This is a genomic window from Pseudomonas sp. Marseille-Q5115, assembly GCF_916618905.1.
Classification (GTDB): Bacteria; Pseudomonadota; Gammaproteobacteria; order Pseudomonadales; family Pseudomonadaceae; genus Aquipseudomonas; species Aquipseudomonas japonica_A.
Genome location: NZ_CAKAKI010000001.1, coordinates 3,547,950 through 3,573,631 on the forward strand (window position 1 = coordinate 3,547,950; position 25,682 = coordinate 3,573,631).

At 62.5% G+C, this 25,682-nt stretch carries 22 protein-coding genes; 8 read left to right on the top strand and 14 right to left on the bottom strand.

Going from position 1 to position 25,682, the window contains the following annotated elements; genetic code table 11:
* Positions 1-70: 70 nt before the first annotated feature.
* From lpxD to rpsB, 11 genes are all read right to left on the bottom strand, one after another.
* Positions 71-1,132 (bottom strand): UDP-3-O-(3-hydroxymyristoyl)glucosamine N-acyltransferase, encoded by a 1,062-nt coding sequence (gene lpxD, locus LG385_RS16240; RefSeq protein ID WP_225775111.1) that lies wholly within the window; start codon positions 1,130-1,132, stop codon positions 71-73.
* The gene (locus LG385_RS16245; protein ID WP_181117200.1) at positions 1,129-1,632 is read right to left on the bottom strand and encodes an OmpH family outer membrane protein; all 504 of its coding nucleotides are present in this window, start codon (positions 1,630-1,632) and stop codon (positions 1,129-1,131) included. Before LG385_RS16245 ends, lpxD begins: the two co-directional genes overlap by 4 nt.
* A 43-nt stretch (positions 1,633-1,675) precedes the next feature.
* Positions 1,676-4,033, bottom strand: a complete 2,358-nt coding sequence (gene bamA, locus LG385_RS16250) for an outer membrane protein assembly factor BamA (RefSeq protein WP_225775112.1) — start codon at positions 4,031-4,033, stop codon at positions 1,676-1,678.
* A gap of 73 nt (positions 4,034-4,106) precedes the next feature.
* The gene (gene rseP / locus LG385_RS16255; protein WP_225775113.1) at positions 4,107-5,453 is read right to left on the bottom strand and encodes an RIP metalloprotease RseP; all 1,347 of its coding nucleotides are present in this window, start codon (positions 5,451-5,453) and stop codon (positions 4,107-4,109) included.
* A 58-nt stretch (positions 5,454-5,511) separates the two neighbouring features.
* Entirely contained in the window at positions 5,512-6,702 is a 1,191-nt protein-coding gene (ispC, locus tag LG385_RS16260) for a 1-deoxy-D-xylulose-5-phosphate reductoisomerase (RefSeq protein WP_225775114.1), read from the bottom strand.
* The gene (locus LG385_RS16265) at positions 6,699-7,520 is read right to left on the bottom strand and encodes a phosphatidate cytidylyltransferase (protein ID WP_225775115.1); all 822 of its coding nucleotides are present in this window, start codon (positions 7,518-7,520) and stop codon (positions 6,699-6,701) included. The genes ispC and LG385_RS16265 overlap by 4 nt, the downstream gene beginning before the upstream one ends.
* Positions 7,520-8,275 (bottom strand): polyprenyl diphosphate synthase, encoded by a 756-nt coding sequence (gene uppS / locus LG385_RS16270; RefSeq protein WP_181118183.1) that lies wholly within the window; start codon positions 8,273-8,275, stop codon positions 7,520-7,522. The genes LG385_RS16265 and uppS overlap by 1 nt, the downstream gene beginning before the upstream one ends.
* Before the next feature lie 16 nt (positions 8,276-8,291).
* Positions 8,292-8,849, bottom strand: coding sequence for a ribosome recycling factor (gene frr, locus LG385_RS16275; RefSeq protein ID WP_181118181.1), 558 nt, complete (start codon positions 8,847-8,849; stop codon positions 8,292-8,294).
* The gene (pyrH, locus tag LG385_RS16280; protein WP_181118179.1) at positions 8,849-9,589 is read right to left on the bottom strand and encodes a UMP kinase; all 741 of its coding nucleotides are present in this window, start codon (positions 9,587-9,589) and stop codon (positions 8,849-8,851) included. Before pyrH ends, frr begins: the two co-directional genes overlap by 1 nt.
* Before the next feature lie 167 nt (positions 9,590-9,756).
* Entirely contained in the window at positions 9,757-10,623 is an 867-nt protein-coding gene (gene tsf / locus LG385_RS16285) for a translation elongation factor Ts (RefSeq protein WP_225775116.1), read from the bottom strand.
* Between the two features lie 154 nt (positions 10,624-10,777).
* Entirely contained in the window at positions 10,778-11,518 is a 741-nt protein-coding gene (gene rpsB / locus LG385_RS16290; protein ID WP_181118175.1) for a 30S ribosomal protein S2, read from the bottom strand.
* Between the two features lie 289 nt (positions 11,519-11,807).
* Between rpsB and map the strand changes: the two genes are divergently transcribed.
* Genes map through dapC form a run of 3 tightly spaced genes read left to right on the top strand, consistent with a single transcriptional unit; the run spans position 11,808 to position 16,542 of the window.
* Entirely contained in the window at positions 11,808-12,593 is a 786-nt protein-coding gene (gene map, locus LG385_RS16295) for a type I methionyl aminopeptidase (protein WP_225775117.1), read from the top strand.
* 36 nt (positions 12,594-12,629) lie between these two features.
* Complete coding sequence (locus LG385_RS16300; protein ID WP_181123156.1) at positions 12,630-15,332, top strand: [protein-PII] uridylyltransferase; 2,703 nt, start codon at positions 12,630-12,632, stop codon at positions 15,330-15,332.
* A gap of 13 nt (positions 15,333-15,345) precedes the next feature.
* A complete protein-coding gene (dapC, locus tag LG385_RS16305; protein WP_225775118.1) occupies positions 15,346-16,542 on the top strand; it encodes a succinyldiaminopimelate transaminase in 1,197 nt (398 codons plus the stop codon).
* A 9-nt stretch (positions 16,543-16,551) separates the two neighbouring features.
* On the opposite strand, the gene LG385_RS16310 is transcribed toward dapC, so the two are convergent.
* Entirely contained in the window at positions 16,552-17,085 is a 534-nt protein-coding gene (locus LG385_RS16310; RefSeq protein WP_225775119.1) for an ankyrin repeat domain-containing protein, read from the bottom strand.
* 54 nt (positions 17,086-17,139) lie between these two features.
* Positions 17,140-18,609, bottom strand: coding sequence for a catalase KatB (gene katB, locus LG385_RS16315; RefSeq protein ID WP_225776264.1), 1,470 nt, complete (start codon positions 18,607-18,609; stop codon positions 17,140-17,142).
* A gap of 438 nt (positions 18,610-19,047) precedes the next feature.
* Between katB and LG385_RS16320 the strand changes: the two genes are divergently transcribed.
* From LG385_RS16320 to LG385_RS16335, 4 genes are read left to right on the top strand one after another with little or no spacing between them, the layout of a single operon-like run.
* The gene (locus LG385_RS16320; RefSeq protein WP_225775120.1) at positions 19,048-19,395 is read left to right on the top strand and encodes an ArsC family reductase; all 348 of its coding nucleotides are present in this window, start codon (positions 19,048-19,050) and stop codon (positions 19,393-19,395) included.
* A gap of 33 nt (positions 19,396-19,428) precedes the next feature.
* A complete protein-coding gene (gene dapD / locus LG385_RS16325) occupies positions 19,429-20,463 on the top strand; it encodes a 2,3,4,5-tetrahydropyridine-2,6-dicarboxylate N-succinyltransferase (protein ID WP_225775121.1) in 1,035 nt (344 codons plus the stop codon).
* 52 nt (positions 20,464-20,515) lie between these two features.
* The gene (locus LG385_RS16330; protein WP_225775122.1) at positions 20,516-21,721 is read left to right on the top strand and encodes an aminotransferase class V-fold PLP-dependent enzyme; all 1,206 of its coding nucleotides are present in this window, start codon (positions 20,516-20,518) and stop codon (positions 21,719-21,721) included.
* On the top strand, positions 21,718-22,122 hold the full coding sequence (locus tag LG385_RS16335) for a SufE family protein (RefSeq protein WP_225775123.1): 405 nt from the start codon (positions 21,718-21,720) through the stop codon (positions 22,120-22,122). Before LG385_RS16330 ends, LG385_RS16335 begins: the two co-directional genes overlap by 4 nt.
* Here the strand turns inward: LG385_RS16335 and tcdA are convergent.
* The gene (gene tcdA, locus LG385_RS16340) at positions 22,103-22,909 is read right to left on the bottom strand and encodes a tRNA cyclic N6-threonylcarbamoyladenosine(37) synthase TcdA (RefSeq protein WP_225775124.1); all 807 of its coding nucleotides are present in this window, start codon (positions 22,907-22,909) and stop codon (positions 22,103-22,105) included. The genes LG385_RS16335 and tcdA overlap by 20 nt on opposite strands.
* A gap of 140 nt (positions 22,910-23,049) precedes the next feature.
* On the opposite strand from tcdA, the gene LG385_RS16345 reads away from it, so the two are divergent.
* Positions 23,050-25,644, top strand: a complete 2,595-nt coding sequence (locus LG385_RS16345) for a glycosyltransferase (RefSeq protein WP_225775125.1) — start codon at positions 23,050-23,052, stop codon at positions 25,642-25,644.
* Positions 25,645-25,682 lie beyond the last annotated feature (38 nt).

Below are 25,682 nucleotides of genomic sequence, written 5' to 3' on the forward strand. Positions count from 1 at the left end.
CCGCGGGTACGGCACTCCTTGCCTCAGCAGCGCAGTCTAGCGGTAGTGCGCTGCTGATAGTGAAAAGGAATCAGCCATCTGATGACCCATCGTCGGCCCGGGTCACCGCTTCGATCCGCTTTTCTGCCTGAGCCAGCCGACGGTACATGTCGTCGAGCTGGCGAATGCGCGCCGCGCTCTTGCGCCATTCCGCGGCCGGCTGCATCGCGGTGCCGGAGGAGTATGCACCCGGCTCGGTGATGGAGCGCGTGACCATGGTCATTCCGGTAACGAATACGTGGTCGCACAGTTCGATGTGGCCAACCAGCCCCACGCCGCCCGCAAGCATGCAGTGCTTGCCGATCTTGCTGCTTCCCGAAATACCCACGCATGCCGCCATGGCCGTGTGATCGCCAATCTGGACGTTGTGGGCAATCTGGATCTGGTTGTCGAGCTTTACGCCGTTGCCGATCACAGTGTCTGCAAGGGCGCCGCGGTCTACCGCGGTGTTCACGCCGATTTCAACGTCATCGCCGACCGTTACGCCGCCGATCTGGGCAATTTTCTGCCACACGCCTTTTTCATTGGCGAAGCCGAAGCCCTCGCCGCCGATGACCGCCCCCGATTGAATCACCACTCGCTTGCCGATGCGCACGTCGTGGTAAAGGGTGACCCGGGGCGCGAGCCAGCCGCCTTCCCCGACCACGCTGCGGGCACCAATGAAGCAGTGTGCCCCGAGGGTAACGCCGGCGCCGATAACTGCACCGCTTTCGATAACCACGAACGGGCCGACGCTTGCCGAAGGATCGACCTCGGCGTCGGCGGCGACCACTGCGCTGGGGTGCACGCCAGCGGGTGCACGAGGCTTGGGATCGAAACGGTGGGAAATGTGAGCGTATGCCAGGTAAGGATCCGGCACTACGAGGGCATTGCCTGGGTAGCCCTGCGCATCCTCACGCTTGAGCAGCACCGCCCCGGCGCGAGTGGTCGCCAGGTGCTTGCGGTATTGAGGGTTGGCCAGGAAGCTCAGCTGAGAAGGGCCGGCCTCCTGCAAGGTGGCCAGCCCATCTATCAAGTGCTCCCGGGAGCCGATGACTTCGGCGCCCAGGGTATCGGCAATGTCGCCGAGGGTAAGGCTCGACGTCATCATCACTTGGTCTGGTTCATGCGCTCGATGACCTGACGGGTGATGTCGTACTGAGGCTTGACATCAATGACTGCGCCGCGCTCGAGCACCAGGTCGAAGCCACCGGCCTTGATCACGCCTTCGACAGCGCTGTCGAGCTTGGGCTTGAGTACCTTGAGCATGTCGCGGTCGGCCGAGGCCTTGGCTTCGTTCAGCTCCTTGGACTGGAACTGGAAGTCCCGGGCCTTTTGCTTGAAGTCCAGCTCCAGGCGCTCACGCTCAGGCTGCTGCATCTTGTCGCCGCCTTTTACCAGACGGTCCTGAATATCCTTGGCGCTGCTTTCCAGGGACTTGAGCTTGGTCAGCTGCGGGCCGAATTTCTTTTCGGCATCCACGGCGTACTTCTTGGCAGCGTCGGATTCGAGCAGCGCCATTTGATAGTTGAGCACCGCGATCTTCATTTCGGCGAAGGCGGGGGTCGCGAACATGGCCGCGGCCACGATAACCAGTTGAGTCAGCTTGCGCACGATAAACTCCTGCGAATTCGTTGTGTGTGGGCCGGGGAGACGCTTAGAACGTCTGCCCCAACGAGAATTGGAAGATCTGGGTTTCGGCTTCGTCGGGCTTCTTGATCGGCATGGCCAGGCTGAAGCTCAACGGGCCCAGGGCGGTGATCCAGGTAACGCCCAGGCCAACCGAGGCGGCCATGTTGGAGAAGTCGATGGAACCGCAGTCCTTGGTGCTTACCGGGTAGGTAGCGCTGGCCGAGGAGTACTGGCACTTGGAGTCGAAGACGTTACCCACATCGGCGAACAGGGAGGTGCGCAAGGACTTCTGGTCCTTCACGAACGGCATCGGGAAGAGAATCTCCGCGCCGCCGGTGATCATCACGTTGCCACCGAAGGCCAACGGATCCTGGTCGGGATCGTTGGTGGCCGGGGTACTGCGCGGGCCCAGGGTGCTGTCCTTGAAGCCGCGCACGGAGTTGAAGCCGCCCGCGTAGTAGTTCTCGTAGAACGGCAGGCCGTCGGTAGAACCGTAGCCGTCGCCATAACCCAGTTCCGTGTGGAAACGCATGGTGTAGTTTTCGGTGATCGGCGTGAACAGCTGGCCGCGGTAGTCCAGCTTGTAGAACGACAGGTCGCTGCCCGGTGTGGTGGTTTCCAGGGTGAGGCTCTGGGAATGCCCACGGGTTGGCAGGGTGCCGCGGTTCAGGGTGGAATCCGACCAGCCCACCGACGCCTTGAAGTTGGTGAAGCTGTCGCCTTCCCGATCGATGAAGTCGTAGATCTCGCCAACGGTATAGGTACCGGTGTTGATCTCGTCCTTCTGCACGGTAAGGCCGAAGGTGAGGCGTGAGGTTTCGCTGATCGGGTAGCCGAAGTTCAGGCCGGCACCCAGGCTGTCCACCGCGTAGCTGGCCACGTCGACGTCGAGGTCGTCGTAGTCGGTTTTACGGTAGAAGGCGTTGTAACCGAGGCTCACGCCATCCGGGGTGTAGTACGGATCGACGAAGCTGAAGTTGTAGCGGGTCTGGTACTCGGACCGGGTAAGGCCGATGCTGACCTTGTTACCGGTCCCCAGGAAGTTGCTCTGGCTGATCGAACCACCCAGGATCAGGCCCGCGCTCTGGGCGAATCCCACGCTGGCGGTGATCGAGCCGGACGGTTGTTCTTCCACGGTGTAGTTCACGTCCACCTGGTCGTCGGTGCCAGGCACCGCCGGGGTTTCGACGTTCACTTCCTTGAAGTAGCCCAGGCGCTCCAGGCGGGTCTTGGACTGGTCGATCAGGTAGGTCGAGGCCCAGCCGCCTTCCATCTGGCGCATTTCACGGCGCAGCACTTCATCTTCGGTCTTGGTATTGCCGCGGAAGTTCACGCGGTTCACGTAGGCGCGCTTGCCCGGGTCCACCATGAAGGTGATGTCCACGGTGTGGTCGTCGTCGTGGGGCTGTGGCACGCCGTTGACGTTGGCGAAGGTGTAGCCCTCGTTGCCCAGGCGGCGGGTGATCAGGTCGGAGGTGGAAGTCATCACCTTGCGCGAGAACACCTGGCCGGGCTTGACCAGCAGCAGGTTCTGGATCTGGTCCTCGGGCACCTTGAGGTCGCCGCTGAGCTTGACGTCGCGAACCTTGTACTTCTCGCCTTCGTTCACGTTCACGGTGATGTAGACGTGCTTCTTGTCCGGGGTAATCGACACCTGGGTGGAGGCGATGTCCATGTTGATGTAGCCGCGGTCCAGGTAGTACGAGCGCAGGCGCTCCAGGTCACCGGACAGTTTTTCGCGGGCATACTTGTCGTCGTTCTTGAAAAACGACAGCCAGTTGGTGGTCTTGAGCTCGAACAGGTCGACCAGGTCTTCCTCGGCGAAGACGGTGTTGCCCACCACGTTGATGTGCTGGATGGCCGCGACCGTGCCTTCGTTGATCTTGATCTTCAGGCCCACGCGGTTGCGCGGCTGGGTCACCACTTCGGTGTCCACGGTGGCCGAGTAGCGGCCCTGGGCCACGTACTGGCGCTGCAGCTCGTTGCGCACGCCTTCGAGGGTGGCCCGCTGGAAGATCTCGCCTTCGGCCAGGCCGGACTGTTTCAGGCCCTTGAGCAGGTCTTCGGTGGAGATGGCCTTGTTGCCTTCGATCTCGATGCTGGCGACCGACGGCCGCTCCACCACGTTGATCACCAGGACGTTGCCGTCGCGGCCCAGTTGAATGTCCTGGAAGAAGCCGGTCTTGAACAGCGCGCGCGTGGAATCCACCAGCTTGCGGTCATCGGCCTGCTCGCCCACGTTCAGGGGCAGGGCGCCGAAGACGCTGCCGGCGGATACCCGCTGCAGGCCGTTGACGCGAATATCGGAGATGGTGAAGGACTCGGCGTGAACTTCGGTGATCATCAGTGCGGACAGCACCGCAGTAAGCAGCAGACGTTTCATGAAGTCCTTTCTTATTCCAACGGGCAATAAACAAACTGCCGCATAGGCGGCAGGTTCGCAATTGTGCGACTCATTACAACCGACCCAGGTCGTTTATCAGGGCGAGCAGCATAACGCCGACTACCAGACTGATACCGATCTGAACCCCCCAGCCCTGTACCCGATCGGAGACCGGACGACCCCTGACCCATTCGATCAGGTAAAACAGCAGATGCCCCCCATCCAGGACGGGAATGGGTAGCAGATTGAGAACCCCGAGGCTGATGCTGAGATAAGCCAGGAAATTCAGGAAATCCCCAAGGCCCGACTGGGCCGAAGCGCCCGCCACTTTAGCAATGGTTATCGGTCCACTCAAGTTTTTTACCGAGAGCTCGCCAAAGAGCATTTTCTTCAGCGAATCAAGGGTCAACACGCTCATCTCCCAGGTTCGCCGAGCGCCCTCGACCAGCCCATCGAGCGGCCCGAAGCTGATCTCGCGCAGCATTTCCGGGGGCCACGCTACGGGCGCTACGCCCGCGCCCAGGTAACCTGCGGCGGTTTCACCCTTGCCCTTGCGGGCCAGGGTAACCGGAACATCCAGGCGCTGGCCGTCGCGCTGTACCTGCAAGGTCACTTGGCGGTTGGCCCGCTGACGCACGGCGTCTACTACTTGCTGCCAGTCCGCAAGCGCTACCCCATCCAACGCCAGCAGGCGATCGCCAGACTTCAGACCGGCGGCGGTGGCCGGCCCTTCCGGATCGATTTCGGCCAGCACCGGCTCAAGCACCGGCCGCCATGGCCGAATGCCCAACGAACGTACGGGATCCGGCTCGTCGCTACCCTTGAGCCAGGCCACCAGGTCAACGGTGTGAGCACTGGTGCCGCCCTCCCCTGTCACCCGAATGTTCAGGCTACCGGTTTCACCCAGGCGGCGGACCAGTTCCATGTTGACACCTGACCAGCCTGTCACCGGCTCGCCGTCGATCTCCACGATTTCCTGCCCCGGCTGCAGACCGGCGCTTGCCGCCAGGCTGCCGCTTTCGACCGCACCGATTACCGGCCGGACCTGTTCGCTGCCAAGCATGGCCAGCACCCAGAAAAAGGCGATTGCGAGCAGGAAATTGGCCACAGGGCCGGCAGCAACGATCGCGATGCGCTGACGAACGGGCTTGCGGTTGAAGGCCTGATCAAGCTGCTCGACCGGAACCTCGGCTTCCCGCTCGTCGAGCATCTTCACGTAACCGCCGAGCGGAATTGCCGCCACGACGTACTCCGTGCCCTGTTTATCGCTCCAGCGCAGCAAGGGTGTGCCGAAACCTACCGAGAAACGCAGCACCTTTACCCCGCACCGGCGGGCAACCCAGAAGTGACCGAATTCGTGGAAGGTCACCAGCACCCCGAGTGCTACAAGGGTGCCGACCAGCATATAAAGTGCGCTCATAGGTTTCTCCGCAGCACCCGGGAGCAATTATCCAGAACCGGGGCGCACCAATCGGAACTCATCGGCCCCACCGAGTCAACCACTGCCCGGCAAGGTGACGGGCGCTGGTATCGGCGGCGAAGACCGCGTCGAGGTTTTCCAGCGGGCCTGCCGGGGACTCGCCCAGCACGGCTTCGATCATACTCGCGATCTCGGTGTAGCGGATGCGCCGCTCGAGAAACGCCGCGACCGCCACTTCATTCGCCGCATTGAGCGTGGCCGGGGCACTGCCACCGGCTTCGGCGGCCTGGCGCGCCAGCCTCAGGCAAGGGAAGCGCTGCTCATCCGGGGCCTGGAAATCCAGCCGTGCTACAGCGAAAAGGTCCAGAGGTGCCACACCGGAGTCGATCCGTTCGGGCCATGCCAGCGCGTTGGCGATGGGCGTGCGCATGTCGGGATTTCCCAGCTGCGCCAGCACCGAGCCGTCGACGTAGTCGACCAGCGAATGGATGACACTCTGGGGATGAACCACGACTTCGACCTGCGACGGCCGCGCGTCGAACAGCCAGCAGGCTTCGATCAGTTCCAGGCCTTTGTTGGCCATTGTGGCCGAATCCACCGAGATCTTGCGCCCCATGGACCAGTTGGGATGGGCACAAGCCTGCTCTGGCGTGACGGTTGCCAGTTCCGCCAAGGGGGTTTCCCGGAAGGGCCCACCGGAAGCGGTGAGCAGGATACGCCGTACGCCCACCTGAGCGAGCCCCTGCGCGTAGTTGCCCGGCAAGCACTGGAAAATGGCGTTGTGCTCGCTGTCGATGGGCAACAGCACGGCGCCACTGTCCCGCACAGCCTGCATGAACAAGCCCCCGGACATGACCAGGGCTTCCTTGTTGGCAAGCAATACCTTTTTGCCAGCACGTACCGCTGCCAATGTAGGAGGCAGGCCAGCTGCGCCGACGATGGCCGCCATCACGGCGTCCACTTCGCTGGCCCGGGAGACCTCGCACAGCCCCTCCTCCCCATGCAGCACATCGGTCGCCAGCCCCGCGTCGCGTAACCGCTGGGCGAACTCACCCGCATCGGCCGCGGTGGCGACCACAGCCAGCTTCGGGCGGTGCTGCTCGCAAAGGGTGAGCAGATCACTCAGGCGGGAATGCCCGGTAAGTGCGTGTACTTCGTAGCGATCAGGGTGGCGCGCCACCACATCCAGGGTGCTACGCCCAATGGACCCAGTGGCGCCCAGTACGGTTATACGCTGTCGCCCGCTCACATCAGGCTCCAGTTGGCGAGCCACAGCAGCACCGCGAACACGGGAATGGCCGCGGTAAGGCTGTCGATACGATCGAGCACGCCGCCATGGCCTGGCAACAGCTGGCTGCTGTCCTTTATCCCGGCCTGGCGCTTGAACATGCTTTCGGTAAGGTCACCCACCACCGACACCAGGACCACGATTGCCGCGATCACCAGCGCACCGATCAGTTGCCCTGCGGCCCATCCGCGAGCCAGCCCGGTGATCAACGTAACCAGCAAGGCGATACCCAGGCCGCCGTAGAGGCCCGCCCAGCTTTTGCCCGGGCTGACCGCAGGGGCCAGCTTGCGCTTGCCAAAGGCCCGGCCGGAGAAGTAAGCGCCGATATCGGCCACCCAAACCAGCACCATGACCGAGAGGATCAGCCAGTTGCCCAGGCCCGATGGCCACTGCTTGAGCACCAGCAGGCCCTCCCAGGCTGGAAGCAATACCACCCAACCGATGATCAGTTTACGGGGAGTGCTGGACCAATGCGGCGTGGAGCCTGGGTAGGTCATGACCAGCCAGGTCGCCACGCCCCACCATACGACCGCGAGGCCGAGCAACCATGGCGCCAGGCCCGGCAAGGCATACAACACCAGTAGCGCCAGGGCCACTACCGCTGCGTAGCCCACCCTCGCCCCCTGGGCTTCCCAGCCGGCGAGCCGGGCCCACTCCCATGCACCCAAGGTAACGACTGCGCCGATGAAAAGCGCGAACCATCCGCCATTGAGGAGAAAGAACCCGATCAGGGCGACAGGCAACAGGACCAGCGCGGTCAAAATGCGTTGTTTAAGCATCAGGCACGGGCTCCGGCCTCGACCTGCTCGCTGGTTTTACCGAAGCGACGCTGGCGGGAGGCGAAATCGGCCAGCGCCGTGCGCATGGCCTCGTGTTTGAAGTCCGGCCAATACAGGTCGGAGAAGTACAGCTCGGCGTACGCCAGCTGCCATAGCAGGAAATTGCTGATCCGGTGCTCGCCGCCGGTGCGGATGCACAGGTCTGGCAAGGGCAGATCACCCGTCGCAAGGCAACCCTGCAGCAGCGCCGGGGTGATGTCCTCGGGGCGCAACTTGCCGGCCTGCACCTGATAGGCCAGCTGCTGCGCGGCCTGGGCGATATCCCACTGGCCGCCATAATTGGCGGCGATCTGTAGCACGAAGCGACCAGGCCCTGCAGTCAGGGCCTCGGCTTCACGCATGGCGACCTGCAGATCAGGATGGAAACGGCTGCGGTCACCGATGATCCGAAGGCTGATGTTGTTGTCGTTCAAGCGGCGGGCTTCCCGTCGCAGCATCGTGAAGAACAGCTCCATCAGCGCACCGACCTCTTCGGCGGGCCGCTGCCAGTTCTCGCTGGAAAAGGCAAACAGGGTCAGCACTTCGACGCGCGCCTCGGCGCACACCTCGATCACCGCGCGCACGGCATCCACGCCAGCCTTGTGCCCAGCCACACCGGGCAGCAGGCGCTTCTTCGCCCAGCGGTTATTGCCGTCCATGATGATCGCCACGTGTCGCGGGACGGACACGGACGCTGCCGGCTTGATCTTTTCCATGAGCACGACGGTGTCCTTAAACGGCCATCAGGTCCTTTTCTTTTTCTTCCAGCTTCTTGTCGACTTCAGCCACGTACTTGTCGGTCATTTTCTGGATATCGTCAGCGCCACGGCGTTCTTCGTCTTCGCTGATTTCCTTGTCCTTGACCAGCTTCTTGAGCTGCGCCAGGGCGTCGCGACGCACATTGCGCACGGCAACCCGCGCGTCCTCGGCCACGGCACGGGCCTGCTTGGTGTAACCCTTGCGGGTTTCTTCGGTCAGGGCAGGCATCGGCACACGGATGGTGGTGCCGGCGCTGCTCGGGTTCAGGCCCAGGTCGGAGTTGAGGATGGCTTTCTCGATCGCCTTGCCCAGGTCTTTGTCGTGCGCAACGATCTTGAGGGTTCGAGCGTCTTCAACGGTAACCGAAGCAACCTGGTTGAGCGGCATTTCGCTGCCCCAGGCCGGCACTTTCACGCTTTCCAGAATGCTGGGGTGAGCACGGCCGGTACGGATGCCGCCCAGGTTATGGGACAGCGAGTTGATAGCGCCGTCCATGCGGCCCTTGGTGTCTTTCTTGATATCTTCGATCATTACATGCCTTCCTCGATCAGGGTGCCTTCGCCGCCGCCAACCACGATGTTGAGCAGGGCGCCAGGCTTGTTCATGTTGAAGACCCGCAGCGGCATCTTGTGGTCGCGGCACAGGCAGATGGCAGTAAGGTCCATCACGCCCAGCTTGCGGTCCAGCACTTCGTCGTAGGTCAGCCGCTCGAACTTCTCGGCATGCGGGTCCTTGAACGGGTCCGCGGTGTACACACCGTCCACCTTGGTAGCCTTGAGCACGATATCAGCGTCGATTTCGATACCGCGCAGGCAGGCGGCCGAATCGGTGGTAAAGAACGGATTACCGGTGCCAGCGGAGAAAATTACCACATCGCCGCTATTGAGGTGACGCACGGCCTTGCGGCGGTCGTAGTGGTCGGTCACGCCCACCATGGAAATGGCGGACATCACGATGGCCGAGATGTTGGAACGCTCGAGCGCGTCACGCATCGCCAGGCCATTCATTACCGTGGCCAGCATGCCCATATGGTCGCCCGTTACGCGGTCCATGCCGGCCGCGCTGAGCGCCGCGCCGCGGAACAGGTTGCCCCCGCCGATGACCAGGCCTACCTGTACACCGATACCCACCAACTGGCCCACTTCCAGCGCCATGCGGTCCAGCACCTTGGGATCGATACCGAACTCTTCGGAGCCCATCAGGGCCTCGCCGCTGAGTTTGAGCAGAATGCGTTTATAGCGAGGTTGACGACCACTCACCTGCTGGGCCATTGCGTATCTCTCCTGCGGCGTTCTTGAATATTTCAGGCCTTTGGCCTGTTGCAACCCGGGCGCTTCTGGCGCCCGCCGAGGGACCTTGAGGCCCACGGGGTATCACTTTGACAAAGAGGCTGCGCGCGTGAGCGGGCAGCCTCTTTGGGAGACAGCAGTAACCTGTCTTATTGCTTGCTGGCGGCAGCCACTTGTGCGGCAACTTCGTCAGCGAAGTTGTCGACCGGCTTCTCGATGCCCTCGCCTACCTTGAAGTAGGTGAAGGAAACGATTTCGGCGCCTGCTTTCTGAGCCAGAACACCCACGGTGAGCTCAGGGTTCTTCACGAACGCCTGTTCTACCAGGCTTGCTTCAGCCAGGAACTTCTTGATGCGACCAGCCACCATGTTTTCCACGATGTTGTCTGGCTTGCCCTTGATCTTCTCTTCGTTCAGCTGCAGGAATACGCCCTTCTCACGCTCGATGGCTTCGGCGGAAACTTGCGAAGGCAGCAGGAACTCAGGGTTGGTGGCTGCCACGTGCATGGCGATGTCTTTCGCCAGCTCGGTATCGCCACCCTTGAGAACAACAACCACACCGATCTTGTTGCCGTGCAGGTAGGTACCGATCACGTCACCTTCCACGCGCGCCAGACGGCGGATGTTGACGTTTTCGCCAGTTTTGCCAACCAGTACCAGACGGTCGGCTTCCATGGCTTCGATCAGCGGCTCGACGGTGGTCAGCTTGTCGGCGAATGCTTTCTGGACGCTGGCGGCAACGAATGCCTTGAAGTCATCCTGCAGAGCCAGGAAGTCGGTCTGGGAGTTGACTTCGAGCAGCACGGCGGCCTTGCCGTCGTCCTGGATTGCGATCGCGCCTTCAGCAGCGACGTTGCCTGCCTTCTTGGCAGCCTTGATCGCGCCCGAGGCACGCATGTCGTCGATTGCTTTTTCGATGTCGCCGCCGGCCTTGGTCAGGGCCTTCTTGCAATCCATCATGCCTTCGCCGGTACGCTCGCGCAGTTCTTTGACCAGCGCCGCAGTAATCTCTGCCATTTCAAAATCCTCTCGAACAGGTTTTCGGCCATACCGCCCGCGTATGAACGGGCATTGAAATTCTGACCCGCGGGGCCGCTTCGGCCTCGGCGGGTGGCAAAAAGGGGGCCTAGCCCCCTTTTCGCTTACCGTGCCATTGTCAGGCGCGGTCGACTCAGCCTTCTACTGCCTCGCTGGTAGCGTCCTGGGCGAATTCGCCAGTACCGCCAGCAACGTTGTTGCGACCACGGATAACAGCGTCGGCCATCGAACCCATGTACAGCTGGATTGCGCGGATGGCGTCGTCGTTGCCCGGGATCACGTAGTCAACACCTTCAGGGCTGCTGTTGGTATCGACAACGCCGATGACCGGAATGCCCAGTTTGTTTGCTTCGGTGATCGCGATGCGCTCGTGCTCGACGTCGATGACGAACAGTGCGTCAGGCAGGCCGCCCATGTCCTTGATACCACCCAGGCTGCGATCCAGTTTTTCCAGGTCGCGGGTGCGCATCAGGGCTTCTTTCTTGGTCAGCTTGGCGAAGGTACCGTCTTCGGCCTGGGTTTCCAGGTCACGCAGGCGCTTGATCGACTGACGAATGGTCTTGTAGTTGGTGAGCATGCCGCCCAACCAGCGGTGATCCACGAACGGCGAGCCGCAACGTGCTGCTTCTTCAGCAACGATCTTGCCGGCGGAACGCTTGGTGCCAACGAACAGGATCTTGTTCTTGCCCTGGGCCAGTTTCTCGACGAAGCTCAGCGCTTCGTTGAACATCGGCAGGGTTTTTTCCAGGTTGATGATGTGAATCTTGTTGCGCGCGCCGAAAATGAACTTGCCCATTTTCGGGTTCCAGTAACGGGTCTGGTGGCCGAAGTGCACACCGGCCTTCAGCATATCGCGCATATTGACTTGGGACATGATAGTTCCTTGATAAGTCGGGTTAGGCCTCCACGTATCCCAATGATCCAACCCATGGCCTTGCGGCCCGGGCACCCAGGTCATCGTGTCGATACGTGTGTGGGTTAAAGCCAAGCGGGGAAGGCCCCCGCAAAGCGGCGCACTTTATATCACACAACGCGGCAAAGAGAAACCGTGGCGCACCCCTGCCCCGGCGCACCCGCGTCGGCAAGGCCTTCCCGGGCACGGCTATGGTAGAATCGCCACTTTGTACATTTATACCCGCACCGATGGTGCCGAGAGAGCCTGTATGACCGTAACCATCAAAACCCCCGAGGACATCGAGAAGATGCGCGTCGCCGGCCGCCTGGCCGCCGAGGTGCTGGAGATGATCGAGCCGTATGTGAAGCCCGGGGTCACCACCGATGAACTGGACCGCCTGTGCCACGACTATATCGTGAACGAACAGAAGGCCATCCCCGCCCCGCTCAACTACAAGGGCTTCCCCAAGTCCATCTGTACCTCGATCAACCACGTGGTGTGCCACGGCATTCCCAACGAGAAGCCACTCAAGGATGGCGACGTCCTGAACATCGACATCACGGTGATCAAGGACGGCTATCACGGCGACACCAGCCGCATGTTCCATGTAGGCACGGTGCCTGAGTGGGCTACCCGGCTTTCCCGCGTGACCCAGGAATGCATGTACAAGGGCATCGAAGTGGTTCGCCCAGGCGCGCGGCTGGGGGATATCGGCGAAGTCATCCAGAAACACGCCGAGAAGAACGGCTTCTCCGTGGTGCGCGAATACTGCGGCCATGGCATCGGCAAGGTCTTCCACGAGGAGCCGCAGGTGCTGCATTACGGCCGCGCGGGCACCGGGATCGAGCTCAAGGAAGGCATGATCTTCACCATCGAGCCGATGATCAACCAGGGCAAGGCCGATACCCGCCTGCTGGGCGACGGCTGGACCGCGATCACCAAGGACCGCAAGCTGTCGGCACAGTGGGAACACACCGTGCTGGTCACTGCCAACGGCTACGAGATCCTCACGCTGCGGCGCGACGACACCCTGCCGCGCACCTCAGCGAACTGACGGTTCAGTACGGCCCTATAGAAGGAAGGCGATCCGATGCCGCAGGTAGATCCGGAGTTGTTCGATCGCGGCCAGTTCCAGGCGGAACTGGCCCTCAAGGCCAGCCCCGTGGCTGCGTTCAAGAAGGCCATCCGCCAGGCGCGCGACGTGCTCAACGAGCGCTTTGCCTCGGGCCGTAACGTTCGCCGACTGGTGGAAGACCGAGCCTGGTTTGTGGATAACATCCTGCAACAGGCCTGGGCGCAGTTCGACTGGAGCGAGGAAGCCGACATCGCCCTGGTGGCGGTAGGCGGCTATGGCCGGGGCGAGCTGCACCCCTATTCCGACATCGACCTGTTGATCCTCCTCGAGGATGCCGACCATGAAGTGTTCCGCGATTCCATCGAGCGCTTTCTTACGCTGCTCTGGGACATCGGCCTGGAGGTAGGGCAAAGCGTGCGTTCGGTCGAAGAGTGCGCCGAGGAAGCCCGCGCCGACCTTACCGTCATCACCAACCTGATGGAATGCCGCACCATTGCCGGGCCGGAGCGGTTGCGCAAGCGCATGCTGGAAGTGACTGCGCCAGATCGCATGTGGCCAAGCAAGGAGTTCTTCCTGGCCAAGCGGGCTGAACAAAAAGCCAGGCACCACAAGTACAACGACACCGAATACAACCTGGAACCCAACGTGAAGGGCTCTCCGGGTGGGCTACGGGATATCCAGACCATCCTCTGGGTGGCCCGCCGCCAATACGGCACGCTCAACCTACAGGCGCTGGCCGGCCAAGGCTTTTTGCTGGAGAACGAGGGCGACCTGCTTGCCGCTTCCCAGGAATTCCTTTGGAAGGTGCGCTATGCGCTTCACATGCTGGCCGGGCGCTCCGAGGATCGCCTGCTGTTCGATTACCAGCGGCGCATTGCCGAGCTGCTGGGCTACAAGGACAGCGATGCCAAGCTGGCCATCGAAGCGCTGATGCAGAAGTACTACCGGGTAGTGATGCGCATTGCCGAGCTGAGTGACCTGATCATCCAGCACTTCGAGGAAGAGCTGCTGGCCGATGAAACCGGCACCTGCGTCACCCCTATCAATGCGCGCTTCCAACTGCACGATGGTTACATCGAAGCCACAGCGCCCAATGTGTTCCGCCGCTTCCCCTTCGCCATCCTCGAAATTTTCGTGCTCATGGCGCAAAGCCCGGAGATCAAGGGCGTTCGCGCGGACACCATCCGCCTGCTGCGCGAGCACCGCCACCTGATCGACGACAACTTCCGCCACGACATTCGCAACACCAGCCTGTTCATCGAGCTGTTCAAGTGTGAAATCGGCATCCACCGCAACCTGCGGCGAATGAACCGCTATGGCATTCTCGGCCGCTACCTGCCCGAGTTCGGCCATATCGTAGGCCAGATGCAACACGACCTTTTCCACATCTACACCGTGGATGCGCACACGCTGAACCTCATCAAGCACCTGCGCAAGCTGCAGTACACGCCGGTGTCAGAGATGTTCCCGCTGGCCAGCAAGGTCATGGGCAAGCTGCCCAAACCGGAACTCATCTATATCGCCGGCCTGTACCACGATATCGGCAAAGGGCGTAATGGCGACCATTCCGAGCTCGGCGCCGTGGATGCCCAGGCCTTCTGCGAGCGGCACCAGCTGCCACCGTGGGACAGCCGCCTGATCGTGTGGCTGGTGCAGAACCACTTGGTGATGTCCACTACGGCGCAGCGCAAGGACCTTTCCGATCCGCAGGTGATTCATGACTTTGCCCAACTGATGGGGGATGAAGCGCACCTGGACTACCTGTACGTGCTGACGGTGGCGGACATCAACGCCACCAACCCGAGCCTGTGGAATTCCTGGCGGGCCAGCCTGTTGCGCCAGCTGTACACGGAAACCAAGCGCGCGCTGCGTCGCGGCCTGGAAAACCCGCTGGACCGCGAAGAGCAGATTCGCCAGACCCAGGCGGCCGCGCTGGATATCCTCGTGCGCAGCGGCACCGACCCCGACGACGTGGAGCAACTCTGGAGCCAGCTGGGCGACGACTACTTCCTGCGGCATACCGCCGGGGACGTGGTATGGCACACCGATGCGATCCTTCAGCAGCCGGCCGACGGCGGCCCGCTGGTGCTGATACGCGAAACCACCCAGCGCGATTTCGAAGGGGCGAGCCAGATCTTCATCTACGCGCCGGACCAGCACGACTTCTTCGCCGTGACCGTGGCCGCCATGGACCAGCTCAACCTGAACATCCATGACGCGCGCATCATCACCTCGAGCAGCCAGTTCACCCTTGATACATACATCGTGCTGGACAACGACGGCGGCTCGATCGGCAATAACCCGCAGCGTATCCAGCAGATCCGCGACGGCCTTACCGAAGCCCTGCGCAACCCCGATGACTACCCGACCATCATCCAGCGCCGCGTGCCGCGCCAGCTGAAGCATTTTGCCTTCGCGCCCCAGGTGACCATTCTCACCGACGCCCAGCGGCCGGTAACCATCCTGGAACTCAGCGCGCCGGACCGCCCCGGCCTGCTGGCACGCCTGGGGAAGATTTTCCTGGAATTCGACCTGTCGCTGCAGAACGCGAAAATCGCCACCCTTGGCGAACGCGTGGAGGACGTGTTCTTCCTCACCGACGCCCACAACCAGCCACTGGCCGACCCGCAACTGTGCGCGCGCCTGCAGGACGCCATCGTCGAGCAGTTGAGCGTGCCCCAGGCGGGCGGTATTGAACTGTCTCGCCTTAGTATCTGACTTCGAGCTACCGATGAACCAAGCCCTGAGCCACTTGCAGCCCTACCCGTTCGAAAAGCTCCGCGCCCTGCTGGCCGGCGCCCAACCGCCGGAGGGCAAGGCACACATCGCGTTGTCCATCGGCGAACCCAAGCACGCGTCGCCGGCCTTCGTCGCCAAGGCGCTGGCCGACAACCTCGACCAGCTGGCGGTGTACCCCACCACCGCCGGCCTGCCGGCCCTTCGCGAGGCCATCGGGCACTGGTGCGCGCACCGTTTTGGTGTGCCTGCCAACTGGATCGACCCCGCACGCCATGTACTGCCGGTGAACGGCACCCGCGAGGCGCTGTTCGCCTTTGTACAAACGGTGGCGGAACGGGACCGCGACGGCCTGATCGTGAGTCCCAACCCCTTCTATCAGATCTACGAAGGGGCGGCGATCCTTGCCGGCACCCAGCCGCATTACCTCCCTTGCCTGGAAGCACACGGCTTCAATCCAGACTTCGACGCGGTGCCGCCGCAGGTATGGGACCGTTGCCAGGTGCTGTTCCTCTGCTCCCCGGGCAACCCGACCGGCGCATTGATCCCGCTGGACACGCTCAAATCGCTGATTGCGCTGGCGGACAAACATGACTTCATCATTGCCGCGGACGAATGCTACAGCGAGCTGTATTTCGATGAAGGCGCGCCGCCGCCGGGCCTGTTGAGCGCATGCGCGGCACTGGGCCGGTCGGACTTCAAGCGCTGCGTGGTGTTCCACAGCCTGTCCAAGCGCTCCAACCTTCCGGGGCTGCGCTCAGGGTTCGTGGCCGGCGACGCCGATGTGCTCAAGGCGTTCCTCCTGTATCGCACCTACCACGGCTGCGCCATGTCCATCCCCACCCAGCTGGCGAGCATCGCGGCCTGGAATGACGAAGACCATGTGCGCGCGAACCGTGACCTGTACCGGGAAAAGTTCGACGCCGTGCTCGAGATTCTCGGCCCAGTCCTCGATGTGCAGCGGCCCGATGGCGGGTTTTACCTGTGGGCAGGCGTGCCCATGAGTGATGAAACCTTCTGCCGCGAACTCTTCTGCGAACAGCATGTAACCGTGGTGCCGGGCTCTTACTTGTCCCGTGAGGTAAACGGGGTGAACCCGGGCGCCAACCGCGTTCGCCTGGCCCTGGTTGCGCCGTTGGCCGAATGCATCGAAGCGGCCAATCGTATCCGCGCGTTCCTCGAGGCGCGGTAAACCCTTACCTTACGGCAGCGGCTGGAACTCGCCTTTGGCCAGCGAATGGACGTCGTTACCCAGCGCGTCCTTCGCGTCCAGGTTTGCGCCCCTCGCCGCCAGCGCCGCAAGAATGTCCTGGCGCTGGAACAATGCCGCGTACATGGCGGCGGTTTGCCCGCTGCGGTTACGTTGGTCGGGGGAACAATCCGCCGCAACCAGCCGCCGCGCAATGGTCAGCTCTCCTTTGAAGATTGCGCCCATCAGCGCGGTATTGCCTCGCGCATCCTGAGCGCAAGGGTCGGCGCCCGCCGCCAGCAGTTGCTCCACGGCGCCCTGGTGGCCGTGATAGGCCGCAAGGATCAGCCCGGTATAGCCCTTGTCGTCCTGGATATTCAGATCGAAGTGGGCCTCGATGAACGCACCCAGCATGTCAGCGTTGCCTTCCCGAGCCGCTTCGAAGAACAAGGTTCGTAACTGAGCCTGGGTATCGGGTACGGCCGGCGCAGCCACCGCTGGGCCTATGAGGCCTGCAAGCAGCAGCATCAAAAAAAATCTTCTCATGTGATTTGCCCTGCGCGAAGGCCCATGCCGCGAGCGACATGGGCCTGAACGGGATCAGTCCTGCAGCTGGGCGGCGAGCGCCTTCACCTTGGCCAGGTCACCCTTGGCCACCTTCGTCACGCCGGTGCCGTACTCAGGGTCCGCCTTGTAGAGGAAGGAAAGCATGATGTTCTTGCTTTGCGCATCGGTGGTCGCGAGCGATTCGCCGAAGCTCTGGATCAGGTCCTGGCGGTCCTTCTGGCTATACGAGCGGTACAGGTCACCCGCTTGCTTGAAGTTCTGCTCGCGCTGGATCTTCGCCTGCTGGGTGGTGCCGGTAAGCGGCAGCTGGCTGTAGCGGGCGCCTTCATCCGATTCGCGCGGGTTCAAGCGGCTCGGCTCGTAATTCACGCCGGTGGTGGTATGGCCACCGTTCATGGCGCCGTCCTGGTTACCGTTGTTCACCTCAACACGTGGGCGGTTCACCGGCAGGCTCAAGCCATTGGTGCCAACGCGATAAAGTTGGGTATCGGCATAGGCGAACACCCGGCCTTGCAGCAACCGGTCCTCGGAGGGCTCGATGCCCGGTACCACGTTGGCCGGCGCCATGGCCACCTGCTCGGTTTCCTGGAAGAAGTTATCCACGTTCTTGTTGAGTACCATCTGGCCGATCTTGCGCTCCGGCACATCAGGCCAGATCTTCGTCGCGTCGAGCGGGTCGAAGGCAAACTTTGCCAAGTCTTCGGGCTTGAGCACCTGGATATACAAGTCCCATTTCGGGAAGTCGCCCTTGCCGATGGCTTGTACGAGGTCGTGGGTCATGTGGCTGTAGTCTTTGGCCTGCACTTTCGCCACTTCGGCCGGGTCCAGGTTCTTCAAGCCTTGAAGGCTTTTCCAGTGAAACTTGACGTAGTGCACTTCACCCTTGGCATTGACCAACTTGTAGGCATGTACGCTGTTGCCGTCCATGAAGCGATAGCCCGCGGGCGTGCCTTCATTGGAGTACAACAGGGTAAGCGTGCGCGTGGCCTCTGGTACATGGGAAAAGAAATCAAAGCGGCGGGAATCGTCGTCCAGGTTGGTGCGCGGGTCCGGTTTGAACGCATGCACCATGTCCGGGAACTTGATCGCGTCACGAATGAAGAACGTGGGGAAATTGTTGCCCACCAGGTCCCAGTTGCCGTCGGCGGTATAGAACTTGGTGGCGAACCCGCGCGGATCACGTAGGGTTTCGGGTGAGTGATTGCCGTGTACCACGGCGGAGAACCGCACGAACACCGGCGTGTGCTCCCCGGCCTTGAATACCTTGGCGCGGGTGAGGTCGCTGAGGTCTTCAGTGGCGGTGAACTCGCCTTTGGCACCCGTACCACGAGCGTGAACCACTCGCTCCGGGATGCGTTCGCGGTCAAAGCGCTGCAGCTTCTGGATCAGTTGAACGTCCTGCAACACAGCAGGGCCATTGGGGCCGGCCGTCTGGGAGTTCTGGTTATCACCCACCGCCGCGCCGTTGTCGCGGGTCAAGGTGCTGGCAAATGCCGAAGTCATGGTCAGCGCGCCAAAGGCAACAACGCCCAGCGCCTGGCCACTCAGGCTGGTAAGTTTCATGCTATCCCTCTCGGATTTATTATGCTGAACAGCCACTGCGGTGACTGAGGTGCAATCCTAGAGATCGAAACTTGTTAACCTGTAATTGAAAGACCCTATCGCACTAATAAATTAAAATTCAGCAACTAAAAGCGGCAAGGTTACTACTTGGCGCGCGCGAACATGGAAACACGCGCGAATACCATGCAGGCTTCTACAACATCAACTTCAAAGTGTAACCAATTCGAAATCATTTCCCGGCATCGCCGTTGTTACTTGAAGTGGGCGCTCCCCTGCGACCACACAGTCATGGCGCGGACGGTAGCGATGCCGCATAATTCACGACCTTTCATTTTCCGGAGCACAGGCTGGGGCCCACTGGGCCGCCGCTTCACGCACATGGCTTACACACTTTTCGGCATCAAGGCGTGCGACACCATGAAAAAGGCCCGCGGCTGGCTGGATGAACATGGCATCGCCTACAGCTGCCATGACTACAAGGCCCAGGGCATCGACCGTGAGCACCTGCAGCGCTGGTGCGAAGCCCATGGCTGGGAAACCGTGCTCAACCGCGCGGGTACCACCTTCCGCAAATTACCGGACACCGACAAGGCTGGCCTGGATCAGGCCAAAGCCATCGAGCTGATGCTCGCCCAGCCCTCGATGATCAAGCGTCCGGTACTCGACCTCGGCGACCGAACCCTCGTGGGTTTCAAGCCAGACCACTACGCAGCGGCCCTGAGCTGATCAGCCGGCCCTGCCCTTCAAGAGGAACATCGCATGTCTAGCACACTGTTCAGCCTGGCCTTTGGCGTTGGCACCCAGAACCGCCAGGGCGCCTGGCTGGAAGTTTTCTACGCCCAGCCACTGGTTTCCCCGTCCGAAGCGCTGGTCACTGCCATCAGCGGGCCGCTGGGTTACACCGGCGGCAACCAGGCAATCACCTTCAACAGCACCCAGGCTTCGCAACTGGCCGAAGCGCTGAAGGCGATCGACCCCGCACAAGCTGCCCTGCTGACGCGCCTGGCCGAGAGCCAGAAGCCGCTGGTTGCCACGCTGCTGGCCGAGGACGCGGCGCTGACTTCCACGCCCGAGGCGTACCTCAAGCTGCACCTGCTGTCCCATCGCCTGGCACGGCCCCATGGCTTGAACCTGGCGGGTATCTTCCCGCTGTTGCCCAACGTAGCCTGGACCAGCCAGGGCGCGGTCGACCTCGCCGAGCTCTCCGAGCGCCAGCTTGAAGCACGCCTGAAGGGCAAGCTGCTGGAAGTGTTCTCGGTGGACAAGTTCCCGAAAATGACCGACTACGTGGTACCGGCCGGTGTACGCATCGCCGACTCGGCACGGGTACGCCTGGGCGCCTACATCGGCGAAGGCACCACCATCATGCACGAAGGCTTCGTGAACTTTAACGCTGGCACCGAAGGCCCGGGCATGATCGAAGGCCGCGTATCGGCTGGCGTATTCGTGGCCAAGGGTTCGGACCTGGGCGGTGGCTGCTCCACCATGGGTACCCTCTCCGGTGGCGGCAACATCGTGATCAAGGTGGGCGAAGGCTGCCTGATCGGCGCCAACGCCGGTATCGGTATTCCCTTGGGCGACCGCAACACCGTGGAAGCTGGCCTGTACATCACCGCCGGCACCAAGGTAGCGCTGCTCGATGAAGCCAACCAGCTGGTGAAAGTGGTGAAGGCGCGCGAACTGGCGGGCCAGAACGACCTGTTGTTCCGCCGCAATTCCGAAACCGGCGCGGTCGAATGCAAGACGCACAAGTCGGCCATCGAGCTTAACGAAGCGTTGCACGCCCACAACTGATGACTGCGACCGGGGTCGCCACATCCGCCGCCCCGGCGCCAGGGTCCCGAGCATGTCCGAGCCTTCTCCCTGGCGGGGGGATTTTCCCGCGGTCGCCGCGCTGGAGCGGCAACAGCAAACTTATCTGGACAGCGCCGCCACTTCGCAGAAGCCGCAGGCCATGCTGGATGCGCTGACCCACTATTACGCGCACGGTGCCGCCAACGTGCATCGCGCGCAACATTTGCCAGGGGCGCTCGCCACCCAGGCGTTCGAGGAATGCCGCGAGAAAGTCGCGCAGTGGCTGCATGCCGGTGCACCTGCCCAGGTGATCTTCACACATGGCGCTACGTCGGCACTGAACCTGCTGGCCTACGGCCTGGAACACCTGATCGGCAACGGCGACGAAATTGCCGTAAGCGCCTTGGAGCACCACGCGAACCTGTTGCCTTGGCAACAACTGGCCCTGCGCCGCAATGCCCGGCTGGTGGTGCTTCCGGCCGATGCCCAGGGGCGCATCGACCTCAACGAGGCCGGCGCGCTGATCGGGCCGCGCACGCGTATTCTGGCCGTTACCCAACTGTCCAATGTACTGGGCACCCAGCAGCCGCTGGCTCCGTTGCTTGCCCTCGCGCGGCAGCATGGGGCACTCTCGGTGGTCGATGGCGCGCAAGGTGTGGTGCATGGCCGCCAGAACGTCGCCGCGTTGGGGTGCGACTTTTACGTATTTTCCAGCCACAAGCTTTACGGGCCCGACGGCGTGGGCGTGCTTTACGGCCGCAGTGAAGCGCTGGGCAGGCTTCAGCACTGGCAGTTCGGCGGGGAAATGGTGCACTTGGCCGATTACGACCAGGCCAGTTTCCACCCGGCGCCCCTGGGCTTTGAAGCGGGCACCCCACCCATTGCAGGCGTGATTGGCCTGGGGGCTACGCTGGATTGGCTCGCCTCCCTGGACACAGAAGCCGTACTGGCCCACGAGCGTGCGCTGCATCAGCAGTTGCTGCGTGGCCTGGGTGACCGTGAAGGCATTCGTGTACTTGGCGCGCCCGACACGGCCTTGGCCAGCTTTATGGTAAGCGATGTGCACAATGCCGACCTCGCTCACCTGCTCACTGACCAGGGCATCGCGGTACGTGTGGGGCACCATTGCGCAATGCCGCTGTTCAAGCGCCTTGGGCTCAACGGCGCGATCCGGGTGTCGCTGGCGATGTATAACGACTCAACCGACCTGCAGCGCTTTTTTGAAGCGCTAGACCGCGCCCTGGAGTTGCTGCGATGAACCTTTCACCCGAAGCCGCCGAGGCCGCGCAACGCTTTGCCGCCTGTGCATCCTGGGAAGCCCGGGCGCGCTTGCTGATACAGGAAGGCGACCGCCTGGCACCGCTGGCCCCGGAGGAGCGTAACGACGCCAACCGGGTTCACGGGTGCGAAAGCCAGGTGTGGCTGGTGGGCGAACGGCACGAAGGCATCTGGCAGTTTCGGGCCGCCACCGACGCGCGATTGCTGCGCGGCCTGTTGGCGCTTTTGCTGGTGCGGGCCAATGGCCTGGAGTCGCAGGCGTTGGCCGAGCTGGACCTGGCCCAATGGTTTGCGGGCCTGGGGCTGCAACGCCAGCTCACCCCGTCGCGCAGCAACGGGTTAAATGCAGTGCTGCAGCGCATCAAGGCGTTGGCTGTTTGATACCTGTTTCTGCCTTGGCCACCAGCTTGTCCACCACCCGGCTAGCGGCGACCATGCCGAAGGTGGCGGTTACCATCATCACTGCGCCAAAGCCGCCGGCGCAGTCCAGCTTAACGCCCTCCCCCACGAACGCTTTGGTGGTGCACACGCTGCCGTCCGCGCCTGGATAGCGCAGCTGCTCCGTGGAAAACACACAGGGCACGCCATAGTTTCGTGAGGTATTGCGCGAGAAGCCGTAATCCTTGCGCAATAACGATCGCACTTTCGAGGCAAGTGGGTCGTTCCAGGTGCGGTTGAGGTCCACGATGCCAATTTGCGTAGGGTCTACCTGCCCACCGGCCCCACCCGTGGTCACGATTGGCAGCTTGCGCCGCTTGCACCAGGCAATTACCGCCGCCTTGGCGTTCACGCTGTCGATGCAGTCCACTACGTAATCAAGCCGGTCGGTCAGGTATTGGGCCAGGTTTTCCTTGGTCACGAAATCAACTACCGCATGCACGGTGCACGCCGGGTTGATGGCCCGCAGCCGCTGCGCCAGCACTTCCACCTTGGGCTGGCCTACGTTGCCTTCCAGCGCATGGGACTGCCGGTTGGTGTTGCTCACGCACACGTCGTCCATATCGAACAGGGATATCTCGCCTATTCCCGTACGCGCCAGCGCTTCCGCCACCCACGACCCCACACCGCCCACGCCTACCACCGCCACGTGCGCGGCCCGCAACCGGGCCAGGCCCGCCGCGCCATACAGGCGGGCTACCCCGCCGAACCTTGGATCATCACTGCTCATTGCCACACCTCGTCAAGCGAGCGGCAATTATACGGGCAGTCGCGGCCAGGCGAAGCCTAAGCCGATATTCATCACCGTACGGCAACTTTCGGCGCCGTCTGGTTTCAGCTATTGAAGAACTGCAAGGACGTTGTCATCAAATGCCTACCCGCAAGTTGGGCCTGAACCTGGTCACGGTGATGGCGATCGCCGCGCTGTTCATCGGATGCTGGGCCCTGATCAACCGCCCCGTCTCAGCGCCAGACTGGCCAGACCGGATTTCGGGCTTCTCCTATTCACCGTTTCGCCTGGGTCAGAACCCCCAACAGGACCGCTACCCTAGCGATGAAGAAATCCGCCAGGACCTGGAGCAGCTCAGCCACTACACCGAAAGCGTGCGCACGTATTCGGTGGCTGGCAGCCAGGCGGACGTGCCCCGCCTTGCTGAGGAAGCGGGAATGCAGGTCACCCTGGGGATCTGGATCGGTAACGACCTGGCGCGCAACGAACAAGAGATCGCCACCGGCATCGAGCTCGCCAATCAGTACCGCAGCGTGGTGCGGGTGGTGGTGGGCAACGAGGCGCTATTTCGTCAGGAAGTGACCCCCAAACAATTGATCGCCTACCTGGACCGTGTGCGCGCTGCCGTGAAGGTGCCAGTCACCACCTCTGAACAATGGCATATATGGAACCACCACCCCGAACTCGCCGGGCATGTGGACCTGATCGCCGCGCACATTCTGCCGTACTGGGAATTCGTGAAGATGGAAGACGCCGGCCGGTTCGTGCTGGACCGTGCCCAGGAGTTACGCCAGCAGTTTCCGAAAAAGCAGCTGTTGCTCTCCGAGGTAGGCTGGCCGAGCAACGGCCGCATGCGGGGCGGCGCGGATGCCAGCCAGGCGGATCAGGCGATCTACTTGCGCAAGCTGGTGAACACCCTCAACCGCCGCGGCTATGACTACTTTGTGATCGAAGCCTACGACCAGCCCTGGAAAGCCAGCGATGAAGGCGCGGTCGGCGCCTACTGGGGTGTGTTCAACGCGGCGCGGCAACCCAAGTTCAACTTTACAGGGCCAGTGGTGGCGATCCCCCAATGGCGCCTGCTAGCCACCGCTTCGGCAGTGCTCGCGCTGGTGGCCCTGGCCTTGCTGCTTATCGACGGCTCGGCCCTGCGCAACCGCGGCCGTGCCTTCCTGACGTTCATCGCGTTCTTGTGCGGCTCGGTACTGGTATGGATCGCCTACGACTACAGCCAACAGTACAGCACTTGGTTCAGCCTCACCGTAGGTTGCCTGCTGGCGCTGGGGGTGATGGGCGTGGCGACCGTGTTGCTGACCGAAGCCCATGAGCTGGCCGAGGCGGTATGGACGCGCAAGCGGCGACGCTCGTTCGAGCCGGTGACTGGCAACGACGCTTATCGCCCCAAGGTGTCGATCCACGTGCCGTGCTACAACGAGCCGCCTGCCATGGTGAACGCCACTCTGGACGCGCTGGCCGCTCAGGATTATCCCGACTTCGAAGTGCTGGTGATTGATAACAACACCGCGGACCCTGCCGTGTGGCAGCCGGTGGCCGCTCATTGCGCCGCGCTCGGGCTCCGGTTCCGGTTCTTTCATGTGGCCCCGCTGGAGGGCTTCAAGGGCGGCGCGCTGAACTACCTGCTGGCCCATACCGCGAGCGACGCCGAAGTGGTGGCGGTGATCGACTCGGACTACTGCGTGGACAGTCACTGGCTCAAGCACATGGTGCCGCACTTCGCAGACCCGCAAATCGCGATCGTGCAGAGCCCGCAGGATTACCGCGATCACCACGACAGCCTGTTCAAACAGCTGTGCCATCTGGAATACCAAGGGTTCTTCCAGATCGGCATGATCACCCGCAACGATCGGGATGCAATCATCCAGCACGGCACCATGACCCTCACCCGGCGCAGCGTGCTGGATCGCCTGGGCTGGGCCAAATGGTGCATCTGCGAGGATGCCGAGCTGGGCCTGCGGGTGTTCGAGGAGGGGTTGTCCGCTGCGTACCATCCCCACAGCTATGGCAAGGGCCTGATGCCCGACACCTTCAGCGCCTTCAAGAAACAGCGCGTACGCTGGGCCTACGGCGCGGTGCAGATACTCAAGCGCCACGCCCGGGCGCTGTTGCTGGGCCGTGAAGGCCGTCTGAGCCGGGGCCAGCGCTATCACTTCGTGGCCGGTTGGCTGCCGTGGATCGCCGACGGCATGAACATCTTCTTCACCTTCGGCGCATTGCTGTGGTCCGGTGCGATGATCATCGTGCCCAACCGCGTAGAACCACCCTTGCTGGTGTTCGCCATTCCGCCGCTGGCGCTGTTCGCCTTCAAGGTGGGCAAGCTGCTGTTCCTGTACCGCCGGGCAATGGGCTTGCCGCTGCGTCGAGGGCTGTGCGCGGCGATGGCTGGGCTGGCGCTGTCGCACACCATCGGCAAGGCAGTGCTGTACGGGCTGTTCACCAAAAGCATGCCGTTCGTGCGTACCCCCAAGCTTGCCCGGGTGCATGGCGTGAGCATGGCGCTGAGTGAGGCCCGCGAAGAACTTTACGTGCTGGTTCTGCTGTGGGGTGCGGCCATCGGCATTTGCCTGGCCCAGGGGTTGCCCAATTCCGACGCCCGCTGGTGGCTGGTGATGTTGCTGGTGCAATCGCTGCCGTACCTGGCCGCGGTGGGGATGGCGGTGGTGTCAGCCGCGCCACGGCTGCGGCGGGCGGCGAAGGTAGCGATGGGCGACGCCTGAGCGGGCGCGCCCCGTAAGCGTTTTTGCTTTACCATACG